Below are 17,232 nucleotides of genomic sequence, written 5' to 3'. Positions count from 1 at the left end.
ATAGAGTCGAGATAAATAATAAAAATTACTTAGGTGTAAGATTTTACATCAATGTATAAAGGTATTAAGTGATAAAATTTATAAACATATTAGCTAGTTAGAATTGAAAAATAAATATACGATATTATAGATAGCACATCTGGAAAAGGTGTGTTTTTCTATGTACTTATACATATAAAAGATTTATAAGAGATGCAAAAGTACTATAAGTTAGAAATTTTTCTATGAAAGATTAGAAATACGATACAGTGTTTTGATATTATAAAATGAATATAAAATATAAATGATAAATATTATCAATAAGTATTGAATTTCAAAATCAACTATGATATTCTATATTTAGAAAAATAAAGAGATTTCAGATAAAGAAATCTTTTGTTTTTTAGATGTTAGTTAGCTATAACTAACTATTGATTAATTAAAAAATACTACAGGAGGTAAAAATGAGTAAAATATATATTGTTTATTGGAGTGGAACAGGAAATACTGAAAAAATGGCAAATTTTGTGGCTGAAGGTGTGAAGTTAAAAGGTAAGACACCAGAAGTTTTAGATGTGAGCTTACTGAAACCAAGTGATTTAAAAGAAGAAGATAAATTTGCATTAGGTTGCCCATCTATGGGAGCAGAGCAACTAGAAGAGGGGTATATGGAGTCATTTGTTTCAGAATTAGAATCTATGGTATCAGGTAAACAGATTGGATTATTTGGTTCATATGGATGGGGAAATTGTGAATGGATGAGAGACTGGGAAGAACGTATGCAAAATGCTGGTGCTACAATTATTGGTGGAGAAGGAATTACAGCAATGGAAGACCCAAATGAAGAAGCAAAAGATGAGTGTATAGAATTAGGCAAAACGTTAGCTGAATAAATTTGTATATTATAAAAATAGTATAAATAGCAACTAATGATGATAGCAGTATATAATAATAAGAGAGACTAATATTATGATACATAAGAAAATATCCTTAATAGAGATAGATAAAATATTAGTCTCTTTTAATATAAAATTAGATTTATAATTTAATGTTGTTTTTGAATTGGTACAATCTCATTATAAAAAGATAATAATTGATTGATAACATAAGTGATAAAGGTAGTATCTTGTGCAAAACAAAGCATATTTGCTCCAATATTAACCCATTCTTCAATACTTTTCTTTTCTATTGTAGGAAAAATAATAAAGGGCATCTTATATTTTTTGCATATTTCAGCAGCATGAGAAATCATATCTTTAAAACGCCGCCATTGGAGACAATGAGCGGCGTTTTGGTGTAATGGCTAAGGAGAGGAGGGATAGGAATGAATATCCGAGGGTCAAACAGGGCAGGTGTGGCCATACCTGCCTTGCTTACAGATATAATCAAAGCCGGTAAAGATTGCAAATTTACCAAGGGTTCCATCTAGAGGAAAGTCGCATTAGTCTAATTAATACCTGTCTAACCACCAAACCTTATTGTTTTGCCATAAACATAATGTTGCTTGACAGAAGTAGGAATAGCTTATATAATAAAAACCAACAGTCGGTTTTTAATAAGAAGGAGTTATATAATGACTAGAAAGAACAATCCAAAGCAAGCTATTGAAAATATCATTACCATTTCTGCAAAATTGTTTGCTGAAAAAGGATATGACAAAACAAGTATGCAAAATATTGTTGATGCTTCGGGAATGTCAAAGGGCGGAATTTTTCATCACTTCAGTTCAAAAGAAGATATTTTTAATGTGGTCATGGAAAGGCGCTTTGAACAGATAATAGAGACAGTAAATCAATGGCTCGGTGAAATGCATGGACTTACAGCAAAAGAGAAGCTTAGAAGTTTAGTTAGGCGGCATTTAACGGATGAGGTGATAAAAGAATCTAGTAACATGATTACAAGCGCTATAGAAAGTCCGCATATCATACTGGCATTTACACAGGATAATTTGAAAAAACTAGCACCAATATTAGCAAATGTTTTACGAGAAGGCATAGAGGATAGAAGCATCATCACAGAGTTCCCAGATGAATGCGCAGAGGTAATTTTGCTGCTCTTTAACTTTTGGTGTGATACAGATGTATTTCAGGGGGACTTTCCTACACTTCGTAAACGGTTTCAATTCTTACAGTTTCTTATGAGACAAATAGGAGTTGATATCCTGGAAGATGAGATTATAGAATCAATTAATATTTTTTATGAAAGGAAACCAATGGGACAGGTAGAGTAACAAAACTAAAATAGCAACATATTTTTTTTAATGTTAGAGGAGATATCTATGGCTAAAAAAATTCATGAAAGAAGGTACTTAAAATGATATTAATCACACTTTGCATACTAGTTGCTGTTTTTGTTCTGGCGTTTGCCGGTTTGCGTCTGATAGCCCCCACGATTATACGTACAAGCCATAAAATAGAAGCTCCTGGAATCGACCGCATGGAAATGGTGGAGATCGGCGGCATACAGCAGGCGTTATATATCCGGGGACAAAACGCAGACAACCCCATCATCCTTTGGGTTCATGGGGGTCCTGGTAATTCAATGATGCCATTTTTACATCTGTACCAGTATGAGTGGGAAAATGATTTTACTGTGGTGAACTGGGATCAGCGAAACGTAGGCAAAACATACTTTGCGAACGATCCGGCAGCAGTTTTGCAGACCATGAGCGCGGAGCGTGTTCTGCAAGACGTCCATGAGGTGACAGCATATTTGAAGCAAGAGTTCAACAAGGAGAAAATTATCCTTATAGGTCATAGCTGGGGAACAGTGCTGGGAACTATGGCTGTGCAAACCTATCCGGAGGATTACAGCGCGTACATTGGGATTGCGCAGACCGTTAATATGGTGGACAATGAGCGCGTGGGCTATGAAAAGACACTTGAAATGGTGAAAGCTGCAGGGAAGCAAAAAGATATCAAGGCGCTGGAAGCTATTGCACCATATCCGCCAGCAAAATATGGTCCAAGCTATTTGGCAGCTCTTATGACAGTAAGAACATACCAAAGCAAGTATGGGCTTTCTATAAATATGGATTTGGGCAATATAATCAGTATACTGGCAACCCCGTATTATTCATTGAGAGAGTTAAAAAATACGGCCATTGTCAATCCAAATGCGATTGACAATCAAGGTGATGTATTGCGGTTTTTAGTGGAAGAAGCTGACATAAGAAATTATGGAGTTGACTATCAGGTCCCTGTATACTACATCATGGGAGAAAATGACTATAATAGCCCCTATCTTCCAGCGAAGAAATTTTTTGATGAAATAGTGGCGCCAGACAAACAGATTTTTTTTATACCAGATGCAGACCATCTGCCATTTCTTAGCAAAAAGGCAGAATTTGACTGCGTATTGTTAGAGGAAATTGCTCCGAAGTTAGCAAAGTAACAACTAGGACAGTAACGTGGATATGGTGGCAATTTCTTTTACTATTCCAGAACGCTTCAGTTTGTTTCCAGCAACTGGTTTCAATGAGGTGCTTGAGATATATCTATTTAGAGGGTTTTAAGAGAGGACTATCACTTATGGACATTTTGTCCATAAGTGACGGGGTCAGCAATCGGAAAGGGTGGTCATGCTATGAGTGAACTGAGACCTTTATATCAGACAGTTAAAAACCATGGAGTGATTATGAAACCATAAGATGATTCTTGTAATGTACAGGAGTCATCTTTTATATTTATTTTCTTTTTTAGATTTAATTCTCTACTTGATTTAGATACAAGAGAGGCTTCGCCTTGTTTTAAGTATATTTTTCTACTTATACTATTATTTCTTTTTTATTTGTTTTTTCACTTTAAATAATACAACTTTAACATAATTTGAAGCTAATATCTTTTATTGACTATTGTATAAAGTATTTTTATAATGTTCTTATTCATATAAAATTTTATTCCACTTACTATTGAATTTTATTAAGAAAAAGATTTATTACTTTCTATATAATAGAAAAATAAGTGGTATTAGTTATTTCTAGGAAGAGAATATAGAGTATCCTATATTTATTACAAGATTAAAAAAAGCAGGTTTATATATTGAAGATATAAGAATGCTTTCATTTTTGTGATATAAGAAACAATATGTTTATGATATAAGAGACAATATGATAGATAAAAGAATTCAATTATTTCAGCAATATAAGCAAGATATTAAAATAAAATCATGAACTAGAAGAGTGTATATACAAAATAGCTGAGAAGATAGACTATCTAAGCAAAAAAGGTATGTAAAAAATAATTTTTCTAAAAGAATCCAACAGTTTTTTTATTTTTATAAGAAAAATAATACTAATTGGAACAATTTAATAATATTCTTTCTTAGATGTATTTCTATATAGTATTGGACAATGTTATATACAGTTATTTATATATGCAATAAAAAGGAAAATTATGATAACATATATTGATGTAAGCAGTAAAAATACTTTCATTTATAGATATAATTATTTTGGGAAAACACTGATTTTACAAAATAAAAAAGTAATTATAGAATTTATCAATATATTAAAAAACTGAATTGTAGTAAACTAAGTGCAACTAAAATTACAGGAGTATTAAAAGAGTATGATGATTTTATAGTAATGAAAGTTAATGATGATGATATTATTTTAATATAAGAAGGGAAGAAAAAATATTTAGACAAAAACTACGAGGTGAGTTTATGGTGGATTTTATTGAGTCAAATAATGAAGTACAAAAATTTGATTGGGGAGAGGTTATGTGGATACACGAACCATCAAAAACACAATTCAATAGACTTAGTGCTGGAATTGTAAGATTTTTTCCGGGAAACTGCCAAGAAAAGCATTTTCATTTAAGTGAAGAACAGCTTTTATATGTGATTCAGGGAGAAGGAATACAAATAATTGATGGTAAAAAGGTCAATATAAAGGAAACATCTATAGTTTATTGCCCACCATATTCAGAACATGAAATTATAAACACTGGTAAAATTGATTTAGTAATATTAATTACTTATGTTCCTCATAAATTTTCGAGTTTGAGACAAATACCTATAGTATTTTCTGAAAACAATATACAGGAGTTAGTTAATGTAAACATAATTGAAAATCTTGCAAATCAAATATCTAATATATTGAAGCTTAGAATATCTGTATATGACTTAAAGTATAAAGAAATATTTGAGACTAAGAAAGAAAATAAATTTTGCGATATTTGTAAAAATATAAAACAGTGTACTAAAAAACTTGTTAAAAGCATAAATAATGATAACTTTGAAAAAGTGTACCATTGTGAGTATGGTGTTTCCAGTTTAGAGATACCTATAGTATTAGAAGAAAATATAGTTGGATATATAGAATGTGGTAATTTTATAGTATATAAGTCTATTGATATAGATAAAAATTTATCTGAATTATCAAGTAGTTCTGGTATTGATATAAAATACATAAACAAAATTTACAATGAATTTCCATTAAATCCTAAAAGTAGGTTATATGTATTAAAAGAAAATTTATTAATGATGTCTGAATTTATTCAGGAAATAGCTAAGAGGAATTTTTTTGAAAATCAACTTAGTATAAAAGATGAGGAGATATTGAAGAGTAGAAAAGAAAATATAAGACTTGAAGAGGCACTTAAAAAAGCAAATAGTAGATTATTAGAAGAAGAGTATATTATTAATCCGATAGATATGTTCAATAATTCTTCAAAAGAATATCCCTTTGAATTAGAACTTTATATTGAAAAAGAAATTAAAAATATGAATTTAGAAGGTGTTTATAATCTAATAGATACAAACAAATTAAGATATAATGATGTTAGAGATACTATTCAGGAAATGATATTTGTATTGTCTAGAACAGTGCTTAGAGATTTAGAGGATTTAAAACTTATATCTTATTTAAGAAATAAATATAATAAAAAAATATCACTTGTAAACAGTGATGAAGATTTATGGAATGTATTATTTGAATTTTCCAAAGAGTGTATTGATAAGAATAGAGCATTTTGGAGAAAAGATAAAGGAAATCTAATTGAAAATATAAACGAATATATAAAAAAATATTATAAAGAAAATATAAATTTGAATAGTATATCAGATGTTTTTTTTATAAGTCCAAATTATTTGAGTTCTATTTTTAATGAAAGAAATAAAGTTTCAATAACTGAGTATATAAATCTTCTTAGGATAGAAGAATCTAAAAAATATCTGTTAGATAGAAGCATGAGTATTAGTGATATTTGTAAGAAAGTAGGTTTTAATAACAGTAGTTATTTTTCACAAATATTTAAGAAGTTTAATAGTATAACTCCAAATGAATATAGAAAGAATATGCTGGATAATAAGTATTAAATAAGATTATATAATATATATTGTAAGAAAAATTGAAAGAGAATGATGGAGGAATTTTATGTTTTCAGTTATTTTTTTATGTATAGGGGGGTTTTTAGCTGCTTTTGTAGATTCTATAGCAGGAGGAGGAGGACTTATAAGCATGCCTGTTCTTATGGCAATTGGAGTGCCAGTACATCTTGCCATTGGTACAAATAAATTTGCAGCATCAGCAGGATGTATAAGTAGTGCCTATAGATATGCAAAGTCTGGAAAAATTAATAACGACCTTTTAAAAAAATTAGTACCATTTACTATTATTGGTAGTGTTCTAGGTGTGAGATGTGTATTATCAATAAGTGAAGAGATATTAAATGTTTTGGTTGTGGTTATGATTTTAATAGTGGCTATTTACACCTTTATTTCTAAAAATTTAGGTCAAGAAGATAATTTTGAAGCTGTTAATAAGAAAAATTTAAGACTAGGGATGCTTATGGCTCTTATAATGGGTTTTTATGATGGTTTTTTTGGTCCAGGTACAGGAACTTTTTTGACCTTTGGATTTATAAAAATATATGGATATGATTTTTTACATGCTTCTGCAAATACAAAAATATTAAACTTAACAAGTAATATAACTTCATTGTTATTATTCATGATAAATGGTCAAGTAGATTATAAAATTGCTATAGTGTTTGCATTAGTGATGATAATGGGAGCTTATGTAGGTGCTAAAGTTGCTATAAAGAAAGGTTCAAAGATGATAAAACCAATATTTTTAGTAATGGCATTATTTATGGTCGTAAAATTGGTATATCAAACATTAGTTTAGCTTATAGACTTTTTAAATTTATAAGTAATTGTAAAGCTTTTATATTTAATCTAATCATATAGCTTTATAAAAATTCTAATTATCTTCTAATATAGTTCATATATAATACACATATAAACTGTAATCTTACAATAGAAGGATTATATATCATAAAAATATAACCTTGATTTATATATATGAAATATATGGTAATTTGTAGGAGGAATGTTTATGAACATATCAAGAAGAGCTATGAAGATAATTGAACTGGCACAAAAAATTGCTAATAAAAGAGGTGTAACAGTACAAGACGCTTGGAATGATGCGATGAAAGAATATAAAGAAAAATATGAATATGTTGCATAAGATATGCGTTATATTTTAAATATAAGAAAATATAAAACAAAAAAGATTGTCTCAAAATAAGATTGTACTGAGACTCAAAAGTTAGATTTTATACAGGAATGGAATTTTCATTCCTGTATTTTTAATTTTACATAACTTTAAATTCATATTCAAATCTATATTTAACAAGGTTATGCTAAATTAATTTTTTTTTATTCTTTTGTTATTATAATAATAAATATATTCTGTTATAGTTGTATCTAATTAGTAGATGTTTTTATGTACTTTTATACAGTATATTTCTCGTTTCATTCTTTTCTATTTAAATAGGACTTAACTACTTTTTAAATTGGGTTTAGCTACTTTTAATTTAAAATTAAAAGTATTGTTATATATATAAGTACCTCAGTCATTAGGTTTTTGCTTTAACAATTATGGTGCAATACACTTTTGTTAAGTTAAAAAAATTAGATAAAGTAAGATTAAATAAAAGCGACTTAAGTAAATTGAGAATCTTAATATGAAAATTTTCAATAAATATTTAGAAATAACTATTTAGAAAAATTTCTAAATAGCTATTGAAATAAAATGGATGTTATGTTATATTCTATTTAGATGAAATTCTAAATAGCGAGGTGATGGTGTTGGGGTTTCCAGAAACATTCAAAGCTCTTTCAGACCCTATAAGAAGAGAAATATTGGTTATGTTGAGGGAGAATAAAATGTCAGCAGGAGAAATTAGTGAAAAATTTAATATGACGAATGCTACAATTTCTTATCATCTATCTCAACTAAAAAAGGCAGGACTCATATTTGAAACAAAGTATAAGAACTTTATTTTCTACGAAATAAATATTTCAGTTTTCGAAGAGGTTATGCTTTGGTTTTCACAATTTATGGAGAAGGGAGAAAAAGATAATGAAAAAAGCGATAAATAAACAATTTATTTTATCTACTTTAATATGTTTTATACCATTTATTGTATCAATATATTTTTATAATAGATTACCAAATGAAGTTGCAATTCATTTTGATAATTATGGAAATCCAGATAATTATGCTCCAAAGGTTATAGCAGCTTTTGGTGTACCATTGTTAATGCTATGTATCCATTTGTATACATGGTTTAGACTTGAGAATGAGCCTAAGAAAGCTAATTTTTCAAATGTTATACAAAATTTATCAAAATGGGGAGTTGCTATACTTTCAGTAATTATACAAATAATGATGGTTTTATATTCAACAGGAGTTAGTTTGGAGTCTAATTTTTATACAGGATTAATTTTAGGAATAATAGTTATTTTATTTGGAAACTATCTTCCTAAATGTAAACGAAATTACTCAGTAGGAATAATTTTGCCATGGACTCTGAATGATGAAGATAATTGGAATAAGACACACCATTTAGCTGGATGGATTTGGCTTATTGGTGGAATATTATTAATTATTAATGCATTTATTAATATTCCTTTTTATAATATCTTTGTAATCTTTGTAATTGTAATACTACCATTTATATATTCTTATTTGATGTATAAAATTTCAGGTAAAAATAACTAATATAATTAATCAATATAATAATGTTTGGATAAGAATAATATATTTCAGAACTGAGATAGGTAATAAAGAAATTACTAAGATTTCTATTTTAGTTCTGAAAAAATCTTACTTATATGATAACTTATTGAGATTTCAAAAAATAATATAAATTAGGCTAATGAACATAAAATGAAAATTTGTATTTAATATTGAAAATATAAGTACAGTGTGATATTCTTATAAGAAAAACATAGGAGGTAGAAGATGAATACTAGAGAAATGAAAGAATATAGGGTATTTTACAATAAAAAATTAAGCGAAACAGATGAGTTTTTTAGAGTATTTGGAAGTCTTGATGATAAGACTTATTCAGAAGGGGCTATAAGTAAAAAAAATAAGGAATTAATGGGACTAGCTATTTCAATTTTAAGCCGATGTGATGAGTGTATTTGTTATCATATTGAGGGTTGTATTAATTCTGGAGCAAGTAAAGATGAAATTATAGAAGCTATAAAAATAGGTGTAATTGGTGGCGGGTCTATTACATATCCAAACGCAAGATTTGCAATAAAAATTTTAGAAGAATTTAATATATAATTTTGATAGACGTAGTTTATTTAGACTAATAATAATAGTCTATTTAAGTCTTTGAAATTAAGCTTTATTTTCTAAGTTCACTTCTTATTAAGTTTTTAGAATTGCATATATAAATATAAATTTTTAAATAATATAGTAGTTTTAAATTATTTACATCATAGATTGTATTGAGAATAGTATATTGTCATTATTAAATCTTTTATACATTTTTTATTTTAAATAAATTAATATTAAGGTGATTATATTTACATATTTGTATTTTTATGAACTAGAATATTCTTTATAAATTCATAGCAGTTTTAATAGATAACTTTTTCAGATAGATTAAACAAAGTTTTATTTACTGTATTCTATTATCAGTTTCCTACAAATTAAATTGTCTATTTTTATTTATAGAGTAGAATAAACTGTTTTTGTTAAGAATTTTGAAGGTAAAGCTAGTTTAAAAAAATAAAGGGACTAATTTGTCTAACGTTTATTGGTGAAAAATAAGTCTATAGAAGTTATAATAAATATATAAAAATGTATGAGAGGTGTTATATGTTTGGTAAACCAAAAGAAAGTGTTAGATTTTTAGACTTTAATGATGTAGCAGAAAAGTTTGGAGAGAAAAAGGCTGTTGCAATTTTTGATGCCATAGCTGGAAAAAAATCTAAAGAACATATTATCAAAGATATAGAAAAATTAGTAAAAAATGAAGTTTAGATATTTATAAGGTATATTGAGCTTGAGGGTAGCTCTTTATACCTTCTTTTTTATGATTTTTAGATAATATTTTAAAATTTAAATAAGAAACTTATTGTTATAGAGTAATATTTATATAGAAATAAGTCTTTATAATTTAAACTTGTAATTAGTTTAGTAGAGATTATGATTCAGTGCTGAATTATACATAAAAAAATATTTTATAAATTCAAAAATTAAATATCTAGTTTAGATGTTTTTTTATTGTATTTAGATTATATTTTGGGTCTTCATTATCTTTGTTAAAGTATAAGGCTTTATTTAAATATTGTTGTGCTTCATCAAATCTTTTGTGAAACATAAGAATAACTCCTTTTAAGTTATATATATTACTTGCATTTTTTTTGTAGTCAGAATCATTTTTATCTAAATACTTTAAAGATTTATTAATTGAATCTAAAGCATTATATGTTGTATCTGAATAACCAGGAAATCCATCAAAATTCATATAATTACATGCTTGGGCATAATAAAGCTTTGAATCAGTAGGATTAATAGCAATAGCTTTTTTTAGTATAAGGTCAACTTCTTTAAAGTATTTTAGTCCAAAATCATTAAGCTTAAGTTGAGCAAGGTCCATACTATTAATACCAAATTCTTTTTTGAAACTTTCATACAATAATAGCTTGTATTTGTTATTTTCAACTACAAAATATCTATTTACTTTTAGAGAATCATCTTTTTTATAAAGAAGGTTTTTTATATTAAAAGTTTCTTCTAATTTAACAACATTTTTATATTCTTTTCCATCATGTTTATATTTTTTTATGATTTTTTCTTTACCTATTTTATAACTAATTATTCTTTTTGTACTAACTAAAATATTTTGAAATTCTTCAAGATTTTCTATACTAATTTTTTTTTTACTATCTTTACTTAATAAACTATATGCTGTTTCATAGTCACCAGAGTTCATCTTATCAATATATTTTTTTGCAACTTCACTAGCACTTTCTCTTGGGGAACAGCCTGTCATTAATATCACAATTAATAATGTTAAGAGTAAAGTTATGCTTTTAATAATATTCATAATACAATCACCTATAATTAAATTTTTATTAATTATATTCTAGCATCAAATATTGAATAAGTCATCTTCTTTAAAATATAATAAATAGTATTTTGCTCAAATTTTCAAATGCTTCTCTGTCCATCTCTTCTAAAAACTGAGAGTAGCTATTCATAGTTATTTTTATATCTGCATGACCTAATCTTTCTGAAATAGTTTTTATATTAGTTCCAGAAAGAAACATTAAAGTTGCATTATTATAGAATTTAAACATAATTAAATGTAAAAATTAATTGAAAATATTAATTATATGCTATGATATAATAAAAATATAGAAATTTTGCAGTGAGCGATATTTGTGATAAATTGAGGTTTAGCAGTTGAAATATAAGGTATTGAGAATATATGATAAGTATTATCAATTGCACTATTGCGCGTTCACTGCAATTTTAAGAGCATTGTATATGTGTAAACATTGGAGATGCTAAGTTTATTTTGGGTTTTATATCAACTATGTGGTATGTAAAATTTTTATTACATTAAAAACAATTCTCCTAAAAACACAAATAATTGTCACAACACACAGTCCTCATATTTTACAAATTGATTCTAAAGAAGAAATAATTGTGTTAGATATGGATGAAAGTGATAATGTATATAAAAAATAGTTAGAACTTGGAGAATACGGGGTATTAGGCTGGACCAATGAAGGTTTATATTTACATTAAGAGCACTCTTTTTATAGGAGTGCTTATTTTTTTGAAATTCATTAGCATATAAACTATCAAGAACATTACTCAATATACCTTATTTACTTCACCAATGATTATCTTACATATATTAACAATAAAAAAAGACTCTAAAAAGAGTCTTTCCCGAAAAATCTATATATTATAATATAGTTATATTTTCTGCTTGAGGACCTCTAGCACCTTTAACTATATCAAAGCTTACTTGTTGACCTTCTTCTAATGATTTAAATCCTGAAGTTTGTATAGCTGAGAAATGAGCAAACACATCATCTCTACCTTCCATTGATATAAAACCGAATCCTTTTTCATTATTAAACCATTTCACTATTCCATTATTCATTAAAAATACTCCTATTAACCTATATCAAGATATACTTGATTTAATTGTGTATTACCACAAATACTATTGTATCATAGATTAATAGAAATGTCTACTTAATTATATTTTTTAGTTAACATTTTAATTATTCTTAATATTAAAAATATATTTAAACGTTTTACATTGCTATATATTAATATAAATGTAGATAAAACTAAAAAGGGTTTTCTAGAAATCAATGTCTATCTAATTATACTTACTTACCAATACCATTACTTGGTGTAAACAAGACTCTACTACATTTTCTCCGTACTCTAATATAAAATCATCTAACTGTGTATCTAAAAAATTACAATAATCATACGAACTGCTAATATAAGCAGTCAATACATGTGTACATTTATCCATTTTATTTCCAAACATATAAATTATTATCCCCCTAAAAAACTTTCATAAAAACAAAAAGAACACTATCTCTTTGGCAACTGGCTGACATAACTCATAAGATATTTATATAAGTCTTAGTCCCTATAGCTTTGCGTCACTAAATTTCTCTAGTTTTGCCGATTTAGTTTTATTCTACAACTAAAATAATACAATAGAATTAGTTATTATTCAACAGGATTGTTTGAAAGTTAAATAAATTTATAGATATGAACATTATTTTACACTTAAAAACAGACTAAACACGTAGAGTACCTGGTAAAAATTAAATATAGTTTTTGTTCTAAAAAGCTCCTATTATAATTTAAGCTAGATAAATTTGAAGAAGTGACATAAGAAGAAGTGACATAAATTGAAAGAAGGAATATATTATGCTAAATAAAAAATTACCAGATACAGAATTAAAAATTATGAAATGCATATGGAATACTGGTTATAAAACTGTAATATCAAAAGATGTTGCAGATGAAATAGAAAAAACATATGGTTGGAAGCATACAACTACAATTATACTTTTAGCTAGATTAACCAAAAAAGGTTTTTTAATATCATAGAGAATTGGGAGGCATGTACACTATACAGTATTAATAAAAGAGAGAGAATATCTCAAAATAGAGGGAAAAAGAGTTTTTAGAGGTTTACATAACAATCCTTTATCAGAATTAATTTCAAAATTACATGATGGAGAAGAAATAACTGAAGAAAAAATAATAGAAATAGGAAGTTGGATAAAAAGCTGGAAATATAAAGATTAATAAATAAAAGGTAGCTAATAATATAAGTGCTACCTTTTTTATGTGGATAATATTGGTGATAAGTTGTGGAAAACTTATATAAAAATTGTGGATAAAGTGTTTTGCTGACATTTTACTGACAAAAGTTAAAAAAATAAATGTTATATATATTGTAAAATGTTGAAAAATAGCCATATATATAAAATATAAGTAACACTATAGATAAATTACTGTCTTTTATATTGACTATAAAGAACAGTAATTGAATAAATATAAAGATATTTTTTGATTATTATTAATTAAAAATTTAATTTATATTTAAATAATATAAAATTTGAGGTAATATTATTTTTTAATTGTTCAAATTATGTTATTATTCAGATATAGGCAATATTAGATAAATCTAATGACGCAAAACTATAGGGACTAAAATCTTTATGTAATAAAGGTCATGTCAGCCAGTTGCCAAAAAGATAATAATTCTTTTTGTTAAAAGTATTTTTAGAGTTATATATTTTAATAACTTAATATTTGGCAAGAGGAGGGCTTAAGATGATATCTGAATTAATGTTAAAAAATTTTCGCAAATCTAGCATCAATTTTAAGACTAAAATTAAATTGAATTTAAGAGAAAAACCAGACATAAATAGTTTGAAATTAAAAAGTATACCAGAAGGTAAAATTGTTAAGTTAAAGTGTGTAGATGGAATATGGGCAGAAGTTGAGAGTAATTATGACAAAGGTTGGTTACTTTATAAATATTTAGAAAGATTAAGTAATGCTAAAAACAATAGTAATGATACAATAAAAAATAGAAAAAAGAATTACATAGGAAATATAAGAACAAATGGATTAAGTTTAGAACTTAGAAATGATAGAACATTAGAATCTAAAGTTATAACTACAATCCCTGATGGTTTTAAAGTTGAAGTATGTTATAGCGTTGGAAAATGGGCAAGAGTTAATATCAATAAAAATGAAAAACGATATTCTGGATATGTATATAATCAATACATAGAAGAGCATTTAAGTTTATAATACGATACTAGCAAGCTTTAAATATATTAATAAATCACAAAAAAGAATCCCATTAATGGGATTCTTTTTTGTAGAAACATTATAACAGAACTAAAGAGAATAAATTAACTAATTTATTTTTATTATAAAGTAATTATAAATGGTAAATTTAATTGAAAGTAGATTTAACTTATACTTTATACACCAAGTATCATAAATTAATACTACTTTGAAAAATCTTAAAAAAAGTAAAAGTTATGATAATAAAAATAATATTAAAGATAATAAGATATATAAGAAACTTGAAAAAATTTGTAATTTTTAGTTATATATATATTATAATGAACTAGTTAAAAATTTTTATGAGGGGGAAAATATGAATAAGAAGAAAAAATTGATTGGGATAGCTATATCTTTTCTACTTATAATCAGCATTATAAATCCATTACAAGTAGAAGCAGAAGCTATTATTGAGTCTAGTGTATACATTTCTTCAATAAAAGAGAATTATACATATGATAATACTAAATTTAAAACTATTAAATCTAAAAGTAGACATAAAAGTAGGAAATATAATAAAAGTAAAGTAAAGTTGAAAAAACGAAGTATAAGAACTAAAAAGTATGGATATCAAACTATAAATAAATATAAAAGACAAAACGCAAGAAGACATAATATCCTAACAAAATTAATATTGTCCATAATAGTCATATTTTTGGTTATAGTTTTAGTAGTGCTAATATTTATTAAAAGAAAGAAGAAAAAATTTTACTAAAAATAATTAAAAGAATATCATTTTTTTAATCATTGGTATCTATTTAATAATATGATGTAATTAAAATGGAGTAATATTCTGTTTCAAAGGAGGCATATAAATACAGGAATGAGTATTAAATGATGGTTAATTAAGTAAATTTATTGATAAATGTACTTAATTAACTTTGAAGAATTTAATTCCTCATGAATCAAAATATAAAATTACATCAACAGTTATTCACAAAATTAATATAAGAAGAATTAGAGCCAAAGAGCAGACTATTAGACCATTAAAGTAATTATTCATAGAATTTTGTATATGAAAAGAAATGTATAGTATAATTTACTTTTTTTATAAAAAATAGATTACAAAATATATTTTTTATAAAAAGGTATTGACATTTTTTAGAAAAAAGAATATCATTATTTTAACAACAAAATTCAATACAATAAATTAAATCCTATGACAAGGAAGAGTAGTTAAATTTAGGTTCAGTATAGAGAGCTGAGGATGGTGGAATCTTAGCAAGAAAAAATTTGATGAATGGCCCTTAGAGGAATAAATTGAAATCATAGTTTTGAGAGTAGACTTTATCGTCAGTCGCACGTTATAGCGAATAAGGTATGTAAGTACCTGATAATGAGATGTATGAAAATTGAATTTTATATTAATTTTTATATAATTTAGGTGGCAACGCGGATAATCTCCGTCCTATTAGTTTAGGACGGAGTTTTTTATTTTACTGAAAATTTAAAAGATAGAAGGTGGTGAGAAAGATGTTATGAATTTCAAAAGCTAAAGATGATGATATAGTAGGTTGGCAAAAAAATAAATTGAAAATTAAAAAAATAGGAGGAAGTACAAAAAATGAAAACAAATACAAAAAAATTAACTTTAAATGCAATACTTTTAGCGATGGGATTATTAATACATCAAATCACACCAGCTATAGGATTACCAATGAAGCCAGATGTACCACTAGCAATGTTATTTGTAATATTGGTTTTAAATAGAGATGATTATAAAACTTGTTTGATAGCGGGTATAGTAACAGGAATATTTACAGCACTTACATCAAGTTTTCCGGGAGGTCAAATTCCTAATGTAATAGATAAAACTCTTACAGCAAATATAGTATTTTTATTAATGAATATTAGTTATAATATGCCTTTTATAAAAAAATTAGCTAAGAAAACACAAGATACTGTAGTAGTTGCAATAATAATGCCAATAGGAACTCTTGTAAGTGGAACTATCTTTTTATTAGCAGCTCAAGCTATAGTTGGTCTTCCAGGGGCTTCATTTACAGCTTTATTCTTAGCAGTAGTATTACCAGCTGTTTTAATAAATCTAGTTGCAGGAATATTTTTATTCAAGATTGTTAGTCTATCAATAAGAAGAGTTAGTTATCAAGCTTAAACACGAAATAATATTTTACTTTATAAAGCATTATAATAACTAAATAACATAAGAATAAAGTAGATTATAACTATTTTATTCTTATGTTGTTTAAAGATTTGGTATTATATATTTATTTTTAATAAAATATTTATATAGTACCAATTACACTTAATTTAACAGATAAATTATCATACCTATATAATATTCTTATATGTATCTCATTTGTAGTTATTAAATATAAGATATATTTAATTGACTTTTCAAGATAAATTTTTATATTAATCTCCTCTGATTTCTCATTTTTTGAATACACTAAAATTTCCAATTAAATCAATTATATATTTATAAAGTTTTAAAAATATAGTAATGTATATATTTTTTGTGAAAAACTTGCTTAAATTTAGCCAAAAAAAATAGATAATTCATAATAAAAAATAAAGTTTAGTAAAAAATTTTAATAGAACTATAAAAGTCTGTTTTAGTA

At 25.9% G+C, this 17,232-nt stretch carries 18 protein-coding genes, 1 pseudogene, 2 riboswitches and 1 other annotated feature; of the genes and pseudogenes, 14 read left to right on the top strand and 5 right to left on the bottom strand.

All coding sequences use genetic code 11. The annotated features are described in order from the left end of the window. Positions 1–443 precede the first annotated feature (443 nt). The gene (locus tag CDIF1296T_RS10575) at positions 444–872 is read left to right on the top strand and encodes a flavodoxin (RefSeq protein ID WP_018112846.1); all 429 of its coding nucleotides are present in this window, start codon (positions 444–446) and stop codon (positions 870–872) included. A gap of 152 nt (positions 873–1,024) precedes the next feature. On the opposite strand, the gene CDIF1296T_RS10570 is transcribed toward CDIF1296T_RS10575, so the two are convergent. After that, positions 1,025–1,231 carry a hypothetical protein gene (locus CDIF1296T_RS10570; RefSeq protein WP_009897149.1) on the bottom strand — a complete coding sequence of 69 codons (207 nt, stop codon included), beginning with the start codon at positions 1,229–1,231 and terminating at the stop codon, positions 1,025–1,027. Positions 1,232–1,552: 321 nt separating this feature from the next. On the opposite strand from CDIF1296T_RS10570, the gene CDIF1296T_RS10565 reads away from it, so the two are divergent. The 5 genes from CDIF1296T_RS10565 to CDIF1296T_RS19895 all read left to right on the top strand — a co-directional run bounded on the left by CDIF1296T_RS10565 (position 1,553) and on the right by CDIF1296T_RS19895 (position 7,456). Further along, on the top strand, positions 1,553–2,209 hold the full coding sequence (locus CDIF1296T_RS10565; RefSeq protein ID WP_003435217.1) for a TetR/AcrR family transcriptional regulator: 657 nt from the start codon (positions 1,553–1,555) through the stop codon (positions 2,207–2,209). Between the two features lie 83 nt (positions 2,210–2,292). After that, positions 2,293–3,372 carry an alpha/beta fold hydrolase gene (locus CDIF1296T_RS10560; protein WP_009897145.1) on the top strand — a complete coding sequence of 360 codons (1,080 nt, stop codon included), beginning with the start codon at positions 2,293–2,295 and terminating at the stop codon, positions 3,370–3,372. 1,272 nt (positions 3,373–4,644) lie between these two features. Beyond that, positions 4,645–6,300: a PocR ligand-binding domain-containing protein gene (locus tag CDIF1296T_RS10545; RefSeq protein WP_009897144.1), complete on the top strand. Its 1,656-nt coding sequence runs from the start codon at positions 4,645–4,647 to the stop codon at positions 6,298–6,300. Between the two features lie 58 nt (positions 6,301–6,358). Next, positions 6,359–7,111, top strand: coding sequence for a sulfite exporter TauE/SafE family protein (locus tag CDIF1296T_RS10540; RefSeq protein ID WP_003435224.1), 753 nt, complete (start codon positions 6,359–6,361; stop codon positions 7,109–7,111). 210 nt (positions 7,112–7,321) lie between these two features. Then, on the top strand, positions 7,322–7,456 hold the full coding sequence (locus CDIF1296T_RS19895) for a hypothetical protein (protein ID WP_003433020.1): 135 nt from the start codon (positions 7,322–7,324) through the stop codon (positions 7,454–7,456). Positions 7,457–7,636: 180 nt separating this feature from the next. Here the strand turns inward: CDIF1296T_RS19895 and CDIF1296T_RS20215 are convergent. Next, a pseudogene (locus CDIF1296T_RS20215) lies at positions 7,637–7,699 on the bottom strand (IS3 family transposase); the annotation flags it as partial. A gap of 374 nt (positions 7,700–8,073) precedes the next feature. Between CDIF1296T_RS20215 and CDIF1296T_RS10525 the strand changes: the two are divergent. The 4 genes from CDIF1296T_RS10525 to CDIF1296T_RS10510 all read left to right on the top strand — a co-directional run bounded on the left by CDIF1296T_RS10525 (position 8,074) and on the right by CDIF1296T_RS10510 (position 10,276). After that, positions 8,074–8,373 (top strand): autorepressor SdpR family transcription factor, encoded by a 300-nt coding sequence (locus CDIF1296T_RS10525; protein ID WP_003424199.1) that lies wholly within the window; start codon positions 8,074–8,076, stop codon positions 8,371–8,373. Further along, complete coding sequence (locus tag CDIF1296T_RS10520; RefSeq protein WP_003435225.1) at positions 8,354–8,995, top strand: SdpI family protein; 642 nt, start codon at positions 8,354–8,356, stop codon at positions 8,993–8,995. The genes CDIF1296T_RS10525 and CDIF1296T_RS10520 overlap by 20 nt, the downstream gene beginning before the upstream one ends. A 243-nt stretch (positions 8,996–9,238) precedes the next feature. After that, on the top strand, positions 9,239–9,571 hold the full coding sequence (locus CDIF1296T_RS10515) for a carboxymuconolactone decarboxylase family protein (protein WP_003435227.1): 333 nt from the start codon (positions 9,239–9,241) through the stop codon (positions 9,569–9,571). A 540-nt stretch (positions 9,572–10,111) separates the two neighbouring features. Continuing rightward, positions 10,112–10,276: a hypothetical protein gene (locus CDIF1296T_RS10510; protein ID WP_003424195.1), complete on the top strand. Its 165-nt coding sequence runs from the start codon at positions 10,112–10,114 to the stop codon at positions 10,274–10,276. Positions 10,277–10,499: 223 nt separating this feature from the next. Here CDIF1296T_RS10510 and CDIF1296T_RS10505 read toward each other — a convergent pair whose 3' ends face one another. From CDIF1296T_RS10505 to CDIF1296T_RS10490, 3 genes are all read right to left on the bottom strand, one after another. Continuing rightward, entirely contained in the window at positions 10,500–11,345 is an 846-nt protein-coding gene (locus CDIF1296T_RS10505) for a lipoprotein (RefSeq protein WP_011861415.1), read from the bottom strand. A gap of 870 nt (positions 11,346–12,215) precedes the next feature. Then, positions 12,216–12,416: a cold-shock protein gene (locus CDIF1296T_RS10495; RefSeq protein WP_003431034.1), complete on the bottom strand. Its 201-nt coding sequence runs from the start codon at positions 12,414–12,416 to the stop codon at positions 12,216–12,218. A 225-nt stretch (positions 12,417–12,641) separates the two neighbouring features. After that, the gene (locus tag CDIF1296T_RS10490) at positions 12,642–12,818 is read right to left on the bottom strand and encodes a hypothetical protein (protein ID WP_009897136.1); all 177 of its coding nucleotides are present in this window, start codon (positions 12,816–12,818) and stop codon (positions 12,642–12,644) included. A 54-nt stretch (positions 12,819–12,872) separates the two neighbouring features. Continuing rightward, positions 12,873–12,970, bottom strand: a riboswitch (cyclic di-GMP riboswitch). 240 nt (positions 12,971–13,210) lie between these two features. Between CDIF1296T_RS10490 and CDIF1296T_RS19715 the strand changes: the two genes are divergently transcribed. The 4 genes from CDIF1296T_RS19715 to CDIF1296T_RS10470 all read left to right on the top strand — a co-directional run bounded on the left by CDIF1296T_RS19715 (position 13,211) and on the right by CDIF1296T_RS10470 (position 16,766). Continuing rightward, positions 13,211–13,393, top strand: a complete 183-nt coding sequence (locus CDIF1296T_RS19715) for a BlaI/MecI/CopY family transcriptional regulator (RefSeq protein WP_009889962.1) — start codon at positions 13,211–13,213, stop codon at positions 13,391–13,393. Positions 13,394–13,949: 556 nt separating this feature from the next. After that, positions 13,950–14,043: riboswitch (cyclic di-GMP riboswitch) on the top strand. 82 nt (positions 14,044–14,125) lie between these two features. Beyond that, positions 14,126–14,611 (top strand): SH3 domain-containing protein, encoded by a 486-nt coding sequence (locus CDIF1296T_RS10480; RefSeq protein WP_009897134.1) that lies wholly within the window; start codon positions 14,126–14,128, stop codon positions 14,609–14,611. 355 nt (positions 14,612–14,966) lie between these two features. After that, positions 14,967–15,365 (top strand): hypothetical protein, encoded by a 399-nt coding sequence (locus CDIF1296T_RS10475; RefSeq protein WP_009897132.1) that lies wholly within the window; start codon positions 14,967–14,969, stop codon positions 15,363–15,365. A 435-nt stretch (positions 15,366–15,800) separates the two neighbouring features. Further along, positions 15,801–16,064 (top strand) — a binding site (T-box leader). A gap of 150 nt (positions 16,065–16,214) precedes the next feature. Further along, positions 16,215–16,766: a tryptophan transporter gene (locus tag CDIF1296T_RS10470; RefSeq protein ID WP_003435247.1), complete on the top strand. Its 552-nt coding sequence runs from the start codon at positions 16,215–16,217 to the stop codon at positions 16,764–16,766. The last annotated feature ends 466 nt before the right edge of the window (positions 16,767–17,232 follow it).

This window comes from Clostridioides difficile ATCC 9689 = DSM 1296, from assembly GCF_001077535.1.
GTDB lineage: Bacteria > Bacillota > Clostridia > Peptostreptococcales > Peptostreptococcaceae > Clostridioides > Clostridioides difficile.
This window is presented reverse-complemented; position numbering and strand designations above follow the sequence as displayed.